Below are 13,519 nucleotides of genomic sequence, written 5' to 3'. Positions count from 1 at the left end.
TGTGCCGCTTGGCATGGGCGGTCCCAAGCGCACGCCCTTCACCGACCATCGACGCGCCGGCCGGCGCCCGCATCCTGTTCAGGAGTTCATCTGATGCCCCTCTCTTCCGCGCATACCCGTCTCAAGAACGGCTATTACAACACGGCCGACTGGAACGCCTCGACCAATCCGGGCGGCATGGGCGGTGACGGCCATCGCGTGGCCCTGATCCCGCCCAAGGCGCCGCAGACAGCCATCAACAACGTGCTGACCACCGATTTCGCCACGGTGGCGGAAGAGGTGGTGACCAATGCCGAGACCAGCGCCACCCAGGCCAGCGGCTCGGCCCAGGCGGCGGCAGCCTCGGCCACGTCGGCATCGACCACGGCGGGGACGATGTCGGAGCAGCTGGCCGACCTGCAATCCCGGCTCTATATCCAGTCCGCCGATCCCGGCGCGGTGGGTGCCGGCAAGGTCTGGGTGGCGCCCGACGGCACGCTGCGCGTCCGCAACGCCGCCAATAATGGCTGGTCCGTCACCACCCTGCCGGAAACCGCGTCGGCCACCGTCACCGGCATCCTGCGCCTGGCCACGGGGGCGGAGGTGGCGGCCGGCACTGACACCCAGAAGGCCGTGACCCCGGCCACCCTGCTGTCGCGCACCGCGTCGGAAACACAGACCGGCCTGGTCGAACTGGCCACCGGGGCGGAGGTACAGACCCGCACCGACACGGCCCGCGCCGTGACTCCGGCTGGCCTGGGCGCGGTGCTGCCCGCCTTCACCGGGGCGGCGGGCAAGACGCTGCGCGTCAATGATGCCGGCACCAGCCTGGAATATATTCCTAACATCAACAACCCGGCCCCCTTCACCGCGCAGGAGGCGTTGTCGGCGGGCGATTTCCTCTGCGTCAATCCGGTGACCTACAAGCTGGAGAAGATGCGGACGCGCGACGCCTCGACGGCCAATCTCACCCAGATCGGCAGCCTGAACTATCAGTGCCGCGGGGTGTTCTACGTGCCGTCCGCCGACAGGTGCATCTATCTCCTGCAGACGGGATCGAACATCCATGCAGTGGTGGGCACGCCGGTCTATGGTGGTGAGATGCTGACCGGGATGAATTTCGGCGCGATCACCGGCGCCCTTGTCACGGATGTCGAAGGTAACAGCGGCGTCTCCGAATATATTTCCGCCATCTTCGTGGAAAGCACCAACAGCATCTATCTGACCTATCCCACTCCCGGCAGGACGGCGGCCAAGATCGTGCGCCTTTCCTATTCCGCCGGGACGGTGACCTTCCAGAACGCCTATCAATTCTATACAGCGCCGGCCGAGCATCTTTTCGACCGCAGTGATCTCTGCTGGAACAGCGCGGAGAACCGCCTCTACCTCATCTATATCAGCACCCAGAATGTCGGCATGCTCTCCGTCCTGACCGAAACGTTGGGCCTGGTGGGCAGCCAGCAGATATTGGAGACGGGTGGCGTCACTCTCGGCTTGGTAGGCTGCACGGTCTGCTACAGCAGCGTCACGCAGCGGGTCTATGGCCTCTATGCCTGGCACGACGGATCGACCTCGTCCCTCTATGGGCGCGTCTTCAGCAGCAGCGGCAGCACCATCAATGTCGGCGCCCGCCTCACCGTCGGCGGGCAGGGCGAACGTCCCAGCAGCCGGGCCGTGGCCCACCCGACCTCACCCTATATCTTTCTGATGCTGGGAGAAAATCTTGGATTACGCCGGGTGGACATCTTCACAACCAGCATGAGTTCCGGGGGTGCGAATGGAACCGCGTCAAATGGCAGCACTGTGCATCGCCTTCACATCACCACCCATCCCATTTACGGCGTGGTCCTCTACATCGCATCCAGCGGTAACGATAATAGCCAAAGACAGCTGGATAGCGGCGGCATGGATCCTGGGGGCAGTTTCAGCGACAGCGGCTATATGGGCTATGCCTCGGCATTGATCCCCTCCATCCGTACGGTGGTGTCGGCCCAAACCGTGGGCAACGCGCTCTATGTCCACCGCACGACCCATGCCTGGCGCAACCAGCGATATATTGGTCTCGCCATGACGGCGGCGGCGGCGGATGGCACGGTGCTGGTGGCCATGCCGGGCGCCTGCCTGGGCGGCTTCTCCGGCCTCATCCCAGGCAATTTCTACTATATCCAGTCCAATGGCACGCTCGGTGAGGGCTATACGAGCCTTCCCTTCGGGCTGGCCGTATCACCGACCCGCGTCAACCTGATCGGCGGCCGCCGATGAGCCCTGGTCAGGCAGGAGGGACCTTGCCCTAAACGGCTCCTCTCCTGCCCGTTCCGGTATGGTGCTGAATGCGCGGCGCTGGAAGCAGATCGATGGGGTGACAGCCTCGACCCTGGGCACCGTCCATATGCTGGTCTCCTTCGACGGGCGGCGTACTTGGCGCATGGCGTCGGGCGGGGCCAGCCGCATCGTGGCCTCCAACCGGGCGGCCGACCATGGCGGCACCGACAATGCCTGGTACAGCCGCACCACGGGCACCACCTGGACGGGGCCCAAGGCCGACATGCTGACGGCGATCCGCGACGGGGTGATGGCGGGATCGGCCAATCAGGCGGCACCGGCCAGCTTCTCCTCGACCGCGATCTTCAACCAGGCCGGCTGGGTGGCCGGCTGAAATGCCACGTTCGATCTGGCGCTGGTGCTGGCCAACGCCTCCTCCTCGGTGGACAGCCTGACCCTTTCCTATTCGGCCTACGAGATGTTCCGGCCCGTGGACGGGGCGTCGGTGCAGGTGCGCACCGATGATCCGGAGGGCGTGACCGTGACGCGCATAGCGGCGGGCAGCAGCTCGACCCTGCGCATCCATGTGCAATATTGACGACAAGGTGGAGGCAATGATGCTCGACGAATTCCTGGCCCTGGTGGATGCGGAGGCCGAACACCGCCGCTCGGCCCTGGTCACGGGTGGCCCCGGCCAGATGCTGGCCTATACCGCCAAGCAGGCGGAGGCCGCCCGGCTGCTGGCCGACCATGCCGCGGGCGCGCCCCTGACGGCGGCGGCCTATCCCTGGATTTGCGCGGAGGTGGGCGTCACCGCGCCCGATACCGGCGACCCCGCGACCGACCTGCCGGCGGTCGCCACGGCGATCCTGTCGGCAGCGGCGGCCTTCGCGGTGGGCGGCAGCGCCATCGAAAGGGTCCGCCTCGCCGCCAAACAGGCCCTGCGCCAAACCACCTGTGCGCAGGAGGCATCCGCCATCCTCTCCACCCTCCCCTGGCCCCCTTGACCCCACCTGGCATCAAACCGGTGGAGGGGGGGGATATACCGTTGTTCGGCGCCATGCCATCATCAGCCCGGCCAGACCGTGACGCCGGGGCCCGAACAGCTTCCAGGCCCCGGCCCGCAAGGCGGCATGGCACCGGCCCTGTCCGACACCGATGGCGTGGCCTGCTGGGCCACCCCGACCGGCCCCGCCGTCAATAATGTCAGCCATGAGCACTGGTCGATCGGCGCGGCCCTCAGCAGCACGACCGGCCTGTTCATCTACAGCGACGCCACCAACGCCAACTTCCCCACCGCCATCCTGGTCGAACGGATCGCGTGACGCCCCGGCCCCCCTGCCCTCGCCCGGTATCAAATCAGATCGGGCGGGGGATCAAAGCGGGGATGGGGGGATATATCCATCGGCGACGTCATTCGCTATCAAGGGTGCGATCAACAACAAGGGTGACCCATGCGGTTCGTGCCCATCGCCCCGCCGGATTTCGATATCGATCTCGACCTTCGCTATGCCAGCGCGGATAATCTGACGGGAAGGCCGATCTTCGCGCGCGCCCTCTGCCTGCTGCATCCGCAAGCCGCCGCGGCGCTGGGCCGGTCCGTCCGGCTGGCGGCAGCGCAGGGGCTGCGGCTGCGCATCTTCGATGGCTACCGGCCGCCCGCCGCGCAATGGGCACTGTGGAACGCCCTACCCGACCCGACCTTCATCGCCGATCCGCGCATCGGGTCCAGCCATGGGCGCGGCGTGGCAGTGGACCTGACGCTGGCCCACCCCGACGGCACCGCACTGGAGATGGGGACCGATTTCGACGATATGCGGCCCATGGCCTTCCATGCCGATACCACGGTCAGCGTGGAGGCCCAGCGCAACCGGTCGCTGCTGCTGGGCATCATGGCGGCGGCGGGCTGGCAGCACTACGCGTTCGAATGGTGGCATTACCAGTTGCCGGAGGCGAGCGCCTATCCGCTGGTGGAAGATGGGGCGCTGGGCCCGTCGGTGATGGGTTCGGCAAATTCGTCACCGGGATAATAGGCGCGGGTGAAATAAAGCCCGTCGGGTGGCGCCGTCTGGCCGGCGGCGGCGCGGTTGCGGGCGGCCAGGGCGGCCGACACGTCATCGGCGTTCCAGCGGCCTTCCCCCACCAGCTTCAGGGTGCCGACCATGTTGCGGACCTGGTGGTGCAGGAAGGAACGGGCGCGGGCCACGATCCGCACCTCCTCCCCCTCTCTGGTCACCGACAATTCAGCCAGCGTCTTCACCGGGCTGGCCGCCTGGCAGAGCGAGGCGCGGAAGCTGCTGAAATCATGTTTGCCCACGAGGCGCTGGGCCGCCGCGTGCATCGCCTCGGCGTCCAGCGGGTGGCTGACCAGCCAGGAGCGGCCGGCATCCAGTGCCAAAGGGGAGCGGCGGTTGGTGATGCGGTAGAGGTAGGAGCGGCCGATGCAGGTGAAGCGGGCATGGAAATCGCCCTCCATCGCTTCGGCCTTCAGCACGGCGATGGGGTTGGGCTTCAGGTGGTAGTTCAGCGCGTCGCGCACCTTGTCGGCGGTGACCGGCTTTTCCAGGTCGAAACTGGCCACCATGCCGGTGGCATGCACGCCGCTGTCGGTGCGGCCGGCGGCATGGACGGTCACGCTCTCCTGCGCGAAGCCCCTCACCGCCTGTTCCAGGCAGCCCTGAACGGAGGGGCCATGGTCCTGGCGCTGCCAACCCAGGAAGGGCGTGCCGTTGAATTCGACAAGAATTTTCCAGCGCTGGGACAAGGTCAGGGGCCGGTAAATGTGCGGTCATGGCCCAGGCTGGGCACCATGCGCCGCGCTTCGGCCACCTTCGACAAGTCCAGGTCAGCGATGATCACGCCCGGTTCCTCACCCGCATCGGCCAGCACCTCGCCCCAGGGGCTGATGATCACCGAATGGCCATAGGTGCCGCGGCCGCCATCATGGAGGCCGGTCTGGGCCGGGGCCAGGACGAAGCACCCCGTCTCGATGGCGCGGGCCCGCAGCAGCACATGCCAGTGCGCCCGACCCGTGGGCACCGTGAAGGCGGCGGGAACGGTGATGATCGACGCGCCAGCCTTGGCCAGGGCCCGGTAGAGATAGGCGAAGCGGACGTCGTAGCAGATGCTCATACCCAGCCCGCCCCAGGGCGTGGGAGCGACGACAGCCGCCTCACCGGGACGGTAGGTGGCGCTTTCGCGATAGCTTTCGCCCCCAGCCAGATCCACATCGAACATGTGGATCTTGTCATAGCGGGCCTTGATGTCGCCTGCCGGATCGATCACGAAGGCGCGGTTGGCCACGCGCCCGTCGGGCAGCAGGCAGCCCAGGGTGCCGGTCATGATCCAGGCGCCCGTGTCGTGCGCCAGGTCGCGGAAGAAGGGCACGCCGGGATGGCTCTCCTCCGGCTTCACCCGCGCCAGGATCTTGTCGCGCCCCTGCGCCATCAGGGAAACATTCTCCGGCAGGCAGACCAGTTGCGCCCCCTGCGCCACGGCCTGGCGGACGAAGGTGCCGGCCTGTTCCAGATTGGGCCCGATTTCCGGACCGGCATTGACCTGGACCAGGGCGGCGCGCAGCGTGTCGGCCATGACGGTCAGGCCCCGATGCCCAGCAGGCTGTCCAGCTTGCCGGCACGCTCCAGGGCATGGGTGTCGTCGCAGCCGCCGATATGCTGATCGTTGATGAATATCTGCGGCACGCTGGTGCGGCCGCCGGCGCGGTCGGTCATCTCCGACCGGCGGGCCGGCTGCTCCATCACGTCGATCTCGACATACTCCACGCCTTTGCTGTCCAGCAGACGCTTGGCACGGGTGCAGTAACCACACCAGGGGCTTGTATAGATCTCGACCTTGGGTGCGGACATGGCGGCTGGGTTCCCTGCGCGGGTGACGGTTTGCTGACCATAATATGAACAAGCCGGGGCAAGTGGCAAAGGCGATGCGTTGCAAGGCACCCTTGCCGCACGGTCAGCGCCCAGGGACAGGGGGGTAGGCTCAACCGGCCTCCCCCACCGCGTCGAGCGTCACCGGCCGTACCACACGGGCCAGTGTCAGCACATCCACAGCCCGCGCCCCGCCCCGGCGCAGGGCGCGGGCGCATTCGCCCACCGTGGCGCCAGTGGTGAAGACATCGTCGATCAGCAGGATGCGCGCATCCTTGGCCCGGTCGCGCCAGCGCGGGTTCAGCGCGAAGGCGCCTTCCACATTGCGCGCACGGCCCTTGGCGCTCAGCCCGCCCTGGCTGGGCGTGGCGCGGCGGCGGATCAGCAGGTCGGGCAGCACGGGCCTGCCCGTCAGCCGCCCCAGTTCCAGCGTCAGCAGGGCCGATTGGTTATAGCGTCGTTTCAGCAGCCGCCACCGGTGCAGCGGCACGGGCGCGATGATCACATCACCTTCCGCCAGCAGCGTCGCACCGGCCCGCGCCAGCCATTGCGCGAAGGATGGCGCGCAATCGGTGCGGTCACCATGCTTGAAGCCCAGCAGCAGCGCCCGGCTGGCATCGTCATAGGCGAAGACCGAACGGCAGCGGTCGAAATTCGGCGGCCGGGCCAGACAGGCGCCGCAGACCAGGTTTGCCGCCCCCTCCCCGGTCGGATCGTAATCGAAGGGCAGGCCACAGCGGGCGCAATGCGGGGCGGCAATGAAGGAAATGCCCTGCCAGCAGACGGGGCACAAGGCACCGGCCACCCCCACCTCCGCCCCGCAAGCCAGGCAGCGCGGCGGCAGGACAAGGTCGAGAAGGCGCAGGGCACCGGCCCGAAGCGGGGATGCGATGGCCCTGGCCGTGGCCTTTGCCGTGATCAGGCTCATGGCATCTTCCTGCAACGGGTTGGATGCACAGGGTCCTGCAATCAGACGGATATGTAAACCTCTCCGATGTTCGGTGGCGCGGCACCGGCAGGGTTTGACGTGGGCCGCCAGGCGCGCATGATGGGGCAAAGACCCTGGGAGAGATGCCATGATCGACCTCTACACCGCCGCCACACCCAACGGCCACAAGGCCTCCTGCACGCTGGAGGAACTTGAGCTGCCCTATAATACCCATGTCGTATCGCTGTCGAAGGGCGAGCAGAAGGAACCCTGGTTCCTGGCCATGAACCCCAATGGCCGCATCCCGGTGATCGTGGACCGGGCGGAGGATTTCACGGTATTCGAATCGGGCGCCATCATGATCTATCTGGCGGAGAAGACGGGCCGCCTGCTGCCCACCGACGCCAAGGGCCGATCCCGCGTGCTGCAATGGCTGATGTTCCAGATGGGCGGAGTGGGGCCGATGATGGGGCAGGCCAATGTCTTCCATCGCTACTTCCCGGAGAAGATCCAGCCCGCCATCGACCGGTACCAGAAGGAGACCAAGCGCCTGCTGACCGTGCTGGACGGGCACCTTAAGGACCATGAGTTCCTGGCCGGGGACTTTTCCATCGCCGATATCGCCAATTGGTGCTGGGCGCGCACCCATGACTGGTCGGGGGTGGCCATCGACGATCTGCCCCACCTGTCGCGCTGGATTACACAGATCGACGCGCGGCCGGGCTGTGCGGCCGGCCTTCAGAACCCGCCCAAGAATGTCTCCGCGGCGGAACTGGTGCAGTCGGCGCAGACCATCGTGGTGAGGTGAGGTTCAGCCCACCGCCAACCGCTCCCGCACCGATGGCCATTCCCGGTCGGTGACGGAGAAATAGACGCTGTGGCGCAGGCTGCCATCGGCACGGACGACATGGTTGCGGAAGGTGCCCTCCTCCACGGCGCCGATGCCGGCCAGCGCCGTGCGCGACTGGATATTGTTGCTATCGGTCTTGAACTCCACCCGGATGCAGCCCCAGGCGTCGAACGCATGCGCCAACATCAGGCGCTTGGCGTCACGGTTGAGGCCGGAGCGCTGGAACCCCTTGCCCAGCCAGGTGTAACCGATCTCCACGTGCCGGTTGGCACGGTCGATGGCCAGATAGCGGGTAGAGCCGGCCACCCGACCCGTCGCCTGCTCGATGCTGACGAAGGGCAGCATGCGCCCGGCCTGCTGTTCGGCCAGGGCGAAACCGATCCAGGCCGCCATCTCGTCACGGCTGCGCACCGGCGTGGGGTACCAGCGGAAAATATCGCCCGACAGACCCACATCACACAACGCATCCAGATGCTCCATGCCCAGCGGTTCCAGCCGGGCGATGGTGCCGGTCAGGGTGACGGGGGCGGTGTCGATCCGGTTGAAGGCATGGACGGGGTAGACGAAGGCGGTCATCGGGGCACCGGATTGAGGAAAACCGGACACAGGTTTTCCGGCACGCACCGGCATGGTCAACCGGGGGATTGTCCGGGAGACGAGATTCCGGTTGGAACGCCGCAATTCATCCCGCGTGCAACGCCGCCTGTACCGCTTGTGGCGCGCGGTCGATGACCAGAAGATAGGCTCGTGCCGGTCCTTCCGGCTGGCGCGCGCCTTGTTCCCAATGACGCAGCGTCCTCACCGAAAAGCCGAAACGACCGGCAAATTCCTCCTGCGTCATGTCCAATTTTGCACGGATGGCCTTCACGTCGATCCGCTCCGGCACATGGACGCCATATGCGTTTTCATCCGCCACGCCCTCGGCAAAGGCGACGGCCTGCTCAAGGCCCCGGCGGACGCTGTCTGCCACCTTGCTCATGTCTTCCTCCATTTCCACTTATCCACCAGCAGCGCGGTCAATTGCCGGAAGTCGTTCCGGTCCTGCTGGCTCAAATCGGCTTGTTCGTTCTTGGCATAGGCGGTCAACGCGAACAGGGGCATGCCGGCTTCGTGAAAAAATAAATCACCCTGGCACCACCCCGCTTGCCACGTCCTTCCAACCCCCAGCGCAGCTTGCGCACACCACCCGTTCCCTGGATCACATCCCCCGCCAAGGGATGATACGCGAGGTAGTCCACCAGCAACGCCCGCTCCTTATCCCCCAGCAACTTGCGGGTGGAAGACAAGAACTCCGGCGTTTCGATGACGCTGACGGGAACGGTCTTCACCATCAGGGCATACTACTCCAATGGCGCACTTGCGCGCCAGATCAAAGCTGATGAAGCAGGCAAAGACAAGCCCTTATCGCCCGGCCGCACTCTGCCAATAGCGGATGGCACAGATCTCCAGCGCATCGGCCGGGAGGGCGTCGGGACTGGCGGCCATCGTGTGTTCAATCACATGCTCCAGCGTCAGGCCTTCACGGAAAGCCATTTCCTCCAGCGCCGACCAGACCAGCCGGCGCAAGCCGATCTCGCGCATCATTCCGTCCAGCAGGTAGCGACGTCTCTCTTCCCGCATGCCGCCAAGGGTGAGATTGATCAGGGTTTTAGCGAGGTTGTTCATGGGAGTACCTGCGCAATCCAAATGCATTGGAGAGGCGTTCCCCAGGCAAATCCCGGCGCCCGCCATACAAGCAACGTATATCACAAATTGTGATTATTTTTAATCTCAAATAGTTGATAGCGCGATGCTGGCGCGCAGGTCAAACCATGCATCATGGAAGGCATAGGACAGCAGTTGCGGCGACGCGCCGAAGAACTCGGACTCACGGACAGTGAGGTTGCCCGCCGCGTCGGCATTGGCCAGCCGCGCTATGCCAATTACATCAAGGATGCCCGTGCGCCGGACTATGCGACCCTGATCCGCATCTGCCGGGTGCTGGACACCACGCCGGACCGGATTCTCGGGTTCGCTGAAAATCCTGCGCTGACGGATGAAGCGGAACGATCCCGGCAGCGCATCACCGCCGCCATCGCGGCCATGGGTCCGGACACGCTGCGCCGCGCGGCGACGATCATGGAAGCGCTGTTGAGCGACGAGTGAGACCGCAGATCACAGGGCGTAGAGATTCATTGATCCCCACGCCAACTTATCGAAATCACAAACTCGCCTTCCCGGCGAAGGCCGGGACCCAGGGGCCATACGCCCGACCTATCGGCTGCGTTGATCGACGCTGCATAGAGGTTTGCTCCTGTGGCCCCTGGGTCCCGGCCTCCGCCGGGAAGGCGGGGAATAACGTCTATCATGGGGCCGCCCGAACGCTTACGCCGCGTCGGGGACCTTCCCCTCCAGCCCGGCCAGCACCAGGGCGCTGACAGCGAAATGTTCGGCCGCCTTCACCGGGGACAGGTTGTAGAAACCTTTCCAGGCGGCCGCCCCGTTGGGGTCGCCCTGGCCGGCATGCAGCTGCTGCCAATGGCGGGCAACGGCGGTGGCAATGATGCGGTCGGTGGAGATCAGGCCGGGCAGGCGCACGTCGCTGTCCACCAGCAGCATCTCCGACACGGCCCACAAAGCCTCCACTGTCAGCTGCCGGTATTCGGGGTTCATGATGCGGTCCAGCCGCGCCTCCACCTCGCGCGCGAAGTCGCGTTCGCCGGGCGTGCGGTCGGCGCGCAGGGTGGCGCTGTCCAGGCGCATCTCCTGATGACTGGGATCGGCGATGATCAACCCATCGCCATGGCGCAGCAGGCCCCAGACCCGGCGGAAGAAAGCATCCGGCACGGGCAGCAGCGTGCCCGTGGTGTCGCGCCAGCCCCACCAGTCGCCACCGGTCAGCATCGGTGCCGTCCAGTAATCCCCCTCCATGGCGAATTCCAGGTTGCCCACGCCGCTGCCCCGCGACAGCACGGGCAGGCAGAAATCCCCCGTCATGCCGGGGCAGCGGGAGATCAGGCGGCGCAGGCGAGTCAGGATGGCGTGCGGCCCGTCGGCTTTCAAAACCTCCAGCGCCGCTGCATCCGACAGGCCGCGTTGCCGCCCGACGCTGCGGATCAGCAGGCCCAGCAGGTCGGCCGGGCGCAGCGACAGGGTGTAGCGGAACAGTTCCGGACTGGCCTTGATCAGCGTGCCGCTGAACAGCAGCATCTCCTCGCGCAGCATCAAGGTGGCGGGGTCGCCGCCGATGGTGGCCAGGCGGTTGGAGATGTCGGCATTGGCCAGCGGCCGGTCCACAGTGCTGGCACCCAGGATCACGTGCTTCTGGCGGACCACGATCTCCTTCACCGCGTCCTGCAGGCGCTCGTCATGGCGGTTCAGCAGCCAGGCCAGCGGGCGCACGATGTCCCAGCGGCCGGCATGGCCGGCGGCACGGTACAGGTTTTCCGCCCGCTGCCACAGGGCCACGCCGCCCTCCGGCACAAAGTCGCGCCCCTGCCGGTCCCAGAGCAGGGTCAGCATCAGCAGGTGCCAGTCGGCGCGGCGTTCGCCCGCCAGCGATTTGGCCAGCCAGGGCGTGTCTCCCTCCTCGATCCAGCGACGATCCTCCCCGCCCGGCGGCGGGGCCTTGAAATCGAACGCGTCGTCGCCGGCCCAGGCGCGCACCGGCCGGGCTTTGACGGGACAAGAAGGGGCGATCTCGTCGAACCCGACGATTCGCGCCCCGCCATAGGCATCGATCAGGTCGCTGCCGCGCACCATCAGGTCGGGCACGCGTCCGCCCACCAGATCGGCCAGGATCTTGGCCAGTTCCGCAAAGCCCTCCCCCGCCGCCATTCCCTTGGACACGGGGAAGACCAGCAAAGGCGGCTTGGTGAAGGTCCAGGTGCGGTTGATATAGGCGATTTCCGACAACAGCCGGTCGACCAGGAACCGGTGATCATAGGTGAAGTAGAACCCGTCCTGTTCATCGACAAAGGTCGGCACGATCACCGCCGGCTGGCCGGCAAAGCGGAAGCCGCAAGCGGTGATCAGCGTACCCAGCCGGCGTGGTGGCCGACCGGACAGGCCCAGCGCCTCGCACCGCCCCAGCTCCGCCAATGCCCCCACCAGCACATCGACATGGCAGATATTGATGAAGCCGCCGGCCTGGGCCAGGGTCTGGCAGGAAACGCCCTGTTCCTTCAGCTGGGCGCGGACCTTATCATCCTCTGCCAGCACCACCAGGCGCACCGGCACCGGCGGCTTGGGCTTCAGCTTGGCGCGGCGGTTCAGCGGATCGACATCACCGGGCGCCAGGAACCCTTCATCGATCAGCAGGCCCATGATGAACAGGCTCTGCGCCCAGAGCAGCGGCACATTCTCGTTGGGTACGCGTTTCTGGCTGCCGGGATGGGCGCGTTCGGCCGCCACCGCCTCTTCCGGAACGATGAACAGTTCCGGCAGCAGGGCGTCGCCGCCACGTTCCACCAGCAGGGATTCCAGCTTCTCCCGCCAGACAGCCGCCTCGCGCGCATCGCCGGTCAGCAGGGCGGTGACATAGAAATAGGTGTAGAACAGCGGCCATTCGCTCTCGATACCCCGGAACCGCTCCAGCTCCCCGGCCTCGTAATGCAGGCGGGTATGGTCCTCCATCACCGTCTGGTGCCCGTCGGTCAGGAAGCGCTTGCAGCCATAGGGGCCGGCCAGTTTGGTCAGTATCTCGTTGCGGGTGCGCTCCACCAGATCGGGCGCATCGACGGCGAAGGCCGGCCAGCCGATGATGCCCAGCGTGGCCGCATCCACCTCCTTCGATCCGGATTCGCGCGGCAGCAGCGCCTCCACGGTGGCCCGCGCCCGGGCGATCTCGTCCGGGACGGCCTGGATGACGGCGACACGGCCGCCATCCTCCCCGAACAGATCCAGGCCCTGCATGGCCTCCATCGCCGCCTTGGCCATACCGATGGAACTGGCATTCAGTTCCACCGCCCCGTCATTGATCTTGCGGCCGCGCTCCCAGATGCCGAAATCGGCGATGCGATAGGCGGGGCCGATATAATGGACCAGGTTCTGGACGAAGGCGACCTCGTCCATCGTGTAGATGACCGTGGTGCCCGACCGCGTCATCTGCGCCAGGATCAGCAGGAACAGCGAGGTGGCGTCGATCTGCAGATGGCCCCAGCCATCATCGGCCGCCACGGCCTCGCCCGTGCTGGCCGAATAGATGGCGTGCAGGCTGTCCAGCGGTGCCTGGGTCTGCTTGAACCGTTCGACCTTGGCCGCCTGGCGCATCATGGCCTGCAACAGGCCGCGCATGGTCTTGACCACGCTCTGTTCCAGCAGGCGGGCGCGCGCCGTGCTGTCGCCCCGGCGGCGATAGGCCAGCGCCAGGGCCCAGGGGCCGATGATCGAATAGACGTTATCGCGCACCCAGGCATGGGTATAGTTGCCATGGACGGTGACGGCGGTGCTGGCCGGCAGCAGGCCGGTGATCGGGTGCTGGCGCACCAGGATCACGCGGTTCACATGGTCGAACAACCGGTCCAGCGCGGTTTTCACCGCCTGTCCACCCTGCTTGCCAATCCCCCTTGGCAGCGGCGATTCCGGCATCTGGCACCCCGTCACAATCTACACTCAAAGAGAGTAACAGCGTTGTGC

At 66.3% G+C, this 13,519-nt stretch carries 18 protein-coding genes; 8 read left to right on the top strand and 10 right to left on the bottom strand.

What is annotated here, in order from left to right:
- Positions 1 to 93 precede the first annotated feature (93 nt).
- From AC1Q7F_RS03490 to ddpX, 6 genes are all read left to right on the top strand, one after another.
- Complete coding sequence (locus AC1Q7F_RS03490) at positions 94 to 2,241, top strand: hypothetical protein (RefSeq protein ID WP_492503833.1); 2,148 nt, start codon at positions 94 to 96, stop codon at positions 2,239 to 2,241.
- Positions 2,242 to 2,299: 58 nt separating this feature from the next.
- Positions 2,300 to 2,635, top strand: coding sequence for a hypothetical protein (locus AC1Q7F_RS03485; protein ID WP_492503831.1), 336 nt, complete (start codon positions 2,300 to 2,302; stop codon positions 2,633 to 2,635).
- Between the two features lie 24 nt (positions 2,636 to 2,659).
- Positions 2,660 to 2,839: a hypothetical protein gene (locus AC1Q7F_RS03480; protein ID WP_492503829.1), complete on the top strand. Its 180-nt coding sequence runs from the start codon at positions 2,660 to 2,662 to the stop codon at positions 2,837 to 2,839.
- A gap of 19 nt (positions 2,840 to 2,858) precedes the next feature.
- Positions 2,859 to 3,248 (top strand): hypothetical protein, encoded by a 390-nt coding sequence (locus AC1Q7F_RS03475; RefSeq protein ID WP_492503827.1) that lies wholly within the window; start codon positions 2,859 to 2,861, stop codon positions 3,246 to 3,248.
- Positions 3,249 to 3,326: 78 nt separating this feature from the next.
- Complete coding sequence (locus AC1Q7F_RS03470) at positions 3,327 to 3,566, top strand: hypothetical protein (RefSeq protein WP_492503825.1); 240 nt, start codon at positions 3,327 to 3,329, stop codon at positions 3,564 to 3,566.
- 129 nt (positions 3,567 to 3,695) lie between these two features.
- A complete protein-coding gene (ddpX, locus tag AC1Q7F_RS03465; protein ID WP_492503823.1) occupies positions 3,696 to 4,271 on the top strand; it encodes a D-alanyl-D-alanine dipeptidase in 576 nt (191 codons plus the stop codon).
- Here ddpX and truA read toward each other — a convergent pair.
- The 4 genes from truA to AC1Q7F_RS03445 form a co-directional block, all read right to left on the bottom strand.
- A complete protein-coding gene (gene truA, locus AC1Q7F_RS03460; protein WP_492503821.1) occupies positions 4,202 to 5,005 on the bottom strand; it encodes a tRNA pseudouridine(38-40) synthase TruA in 804 nt (267 codons plus the stop codon). The two genes, ddpX and truA, sit on opposite strands and share 70 nt — an antisense overlap.
- A 2-nt stretch (positions 5,006 to 5,007) precedes the next feature.
- Positions 5,008 to 5,832, bottom strand: coding sequence for a carbon-nitrogen hydrolase family protein (locus AC1Q7F_RS03455; protein ID WP_492503819.1), 825 nt, complete (start codon positions 5,830 to 5,832; stop codon positions 5,008 to 5,010).
- Between the two features lie 5 nt (positions 5,833 to 5,837).
- Positions 5,838 to 6,107, bottom strand: a complete 270-nt coding sequence (gene grxC, locus AC1Q7F_RS03450) for a glutaredoxin 3 (protein ID WP_492503818.1) — start codon at positions 6,105 to 6,107, stop codon at positions 5,838 to 5,840.
- A 130-nt stretch (positions 6,108 to 6,237) separates the two neighbouring features.
- Entirely contained in the window at positions 6,238 to 7,053 is an 816-nt protein-coding gene (locus AC1Q7F_RS03445) for a double zinc ribbon domain-containing protein (RefSeq protein WP_492503816.1), read from the bottom strand.
- A 148-nt stretch (positions 7,054 to 7,201) separates the two neighbouring features.
- On the opposite strand from AC1Q7F_RS03445, the gene AC1Q7F_RS03440 reads away from it, so the two are divergent.
- Entirely contained in the window at positions 7,202 to 7,861 is a 660-nt protein-coding gene (locus AC1Q7F_RS03440; RefSeq protein ID WP_492503814.1) for a glutathione S-transferase family protein, read from the top strand.
- 3 nt (positions 7,862 to 7,864) lie between these two features.
- Here the strand turns inward: AC1Q7F_RS03440 and AC1Q7F_RS03435 are convergent, their stop codons facing one another.
- The 5 genes from AC1Q7F_RS03435 to AC1Q7F_RS03415 all read right to left on the bottom strand — a co-directional run bounded on the left by AC1Q7F_RS03435 (position 7,865) and on the right by AC1Q7F_RS03415 (position 9,568).
- Positions 7,865 to 8,479, bottom strand: a complete 615-nt coding sequence (locus AC1Q7F_RS03435; RefSeq protein WP_492503812.1) for a GNAT family N-acetyltransferase — start codon at positions 8,477 to 8,479, stop codon at positions 7,865 to 7,867.
- A gap of 106 nt (positions 8,480 to 8,585) precedes the next feature.
- Positions 8,586 to 8,894 carry a helix-turn-helix domain-containing protein gene (locus tag AC1Q7F_RS03430; protein ID WP_492503810.1) on the bottom strand — a complete coding sequence of 103 codons (309 nt, stop codon included), beginning with the start codon at positions 8,892 to 8,894 and terminating at the stop codon, positions 8,586 to 8,588.
- Positions 8,879 to 9,004, bottom strand: a complete 126-nt coding sequence (locus AC1Q7F_RS03425) for a hypothetical protein (RefSeq protein WP_492503808.1) — start codon at positions 9,002 to 9,004, stop codon at positions 8,879 to 8,881. The genes AC1Q7F_RS03430 and AC1Q7F_RS03425 overlap by 16 nt, the downstream gene beginning before the upstream one ends.
- Positions 8,986 to 9,234: a hypothetical protein gene (locus tag AC1Q7F_RS03420; protein ID WP_492503807.1), complete on the bottom strand. Its 249-nt coding sequence runs from the start codon at positions 9,232 to 9,234 to the stop codon at positions 8,986 to 8,988. Before AC1Q7F_RS03420 ends, AC1Q7F_RS03425 begins: the two co-directional genes overlap by 19 nt.
- A gap of 70 nt (positions 9,235 to 9,304) precedes the next feature.
- Positions 9,305 to 9,568 (bottom strand): hypothetical protein, encoded by a 264-nt coding sequence (locus AC1Q7F_RS03415; protein ID WP_492503805.1) that lies wholly within the window; start codon positions 9,566 to 9,568, stop codon positions 9,305 to 9,307.
- Positions 9,569 to 9,742: 174 nt separating this feature from the next.
- On the opposite strand from AC1Q7F_RS03415, the gene AC1Q7F_RS03410 reads away from it, so the two are divergent.
- Entirely contained in the window at positions 9,743 to 10,048 is a 306-nt protein-coding gene (locus AC1Q7F_RS03410; protein WP_492503803.1) for a helix-turn-helix domain-containing protein, read from the top strand.
- Positions 10,049 to 10,267: 219 nt separating this feature from the next.
- On the opposite strand, the gene AC1Q7F_RS03405 is transcribed toward AC1Q7F_RS03410, so the two are convergent.
- A complete protein-coding gene (locus AC1Q7F_RS03405; RefSeq protein ID WP_492503801.1) occupies positions 10,268 to 13,471 on the bottom strand; it encodes a glycoside hydrolase family 15 protein in 3,204 nt (1,067 codons plus the stop codon).
- Positions 13,472 to 13,519 lie beyond the last annotated feature (48 nt).

Source organism: Niveispirillum sp. GW835-FHT14G11 (assembly GCF_058793615.1).
Note: the sequence above shows the minus strand (reverse complement) of the source record. Positions and strands in the feature narration are given on the sequence as shown.

Coding starts and splice junctions, on each gene's coding strand:
- AC1Q7F_RS03490 (WP_492503833.1), top strand. CDS start 94: ATGCCCCTCTCTTCCGCGCATACCCGTCTCAAGAACGGCTATTACAAC.
- AC1Q7F_RS03485 (WP_492503831.1), top strand. CDS start 2,300: ATGGTGCTGAATGCGCGGCGCTGGAAGCAGATCGATGGGGTGACAGCC.
- AC1Q7F_RS03475 (WP_492503827.1), top strand. CDS start 2,859: ATGCTCGACGAATTCCTGGCCCTGGTGGATGCGGAGGCCGAACACCGC.
- ddpX (WP_492503823.1), top strand. CDS start 3,696: ATGCGGTTCGTGCCCATCGCCCCGCCGGATTTCGATATCGATCTCGAC.
- AC1Q7F_RS03455 (WP_492503819.1), bottom strand. CDS start 5,832: ATGGCCGACACGCTGCGCGCCGCCCTGGTCCAGGTCAATGCCGGTCCG.
- grxC (WP_492503818.1), bottom strand. CDS start 6,107: ATGTCCGCACCCAAGGTCGAGATCTATACAAGCCCCTGGTGTGGTTAC.
- AC1Q7F_RS03445 (WP_492503816.1), bottom strand. CDS start 7,053: ATGAGCCTGATCACGGCAAAGGCCACGGCCAGGGCCATCGCATCCCCG.
- AC1Q7F_RS03440 (WP_492503814.1), top strand. CDS start 7,202: ATGATCGACCTCTACACCGCCGCCACACCCAACGGCCACAAGGCCTCC.
- AC1Q7F_RS03435 (WP_492503812.1), bottom strand. CDS start 8,479: ATGACCGCCTTCGTCTACCCCGTCCATGCCTTCAACCGGATCGACACC.
- AC1Q7F_RS03430 (WP_492503810.1), bottom strand. CDS start 8,894: ATGGAGGAAGACATGAGCAAGGTGGCAGACAGCGTCCGCCGGGGCCTT.
- AC1Q7F_RS03425 (WP_492503808.1), bottom strand. CDS start 9,004: ATGCCCCTGTTCGCGTTGACCGCCTATGCCAAGAACGAACAAGCCGAT.
- AC1Q7F_RS03420 (WP_492503807.1), bottom strand. CDS start 9,234: ATGGTGAAGACCGTTCCCGTCAGCGTCATCGAAACGCCGGAGTTCTTG.
- AC1Q7F_RS03415 (WP_492503805.1), bottom strand. CDS start 9,568: ATGAACAACCTCGCTAAAACCCTGATCAATCTCACCCTTGGCGGCATG.
- AC1Q7F_RS03405 (WP_492503801.1), bottom strand. CDS start 13,471: ATGCCGGAATCGCCGCTGCCAAGGGGGATTGGCAAGCAGGGTGGACAG.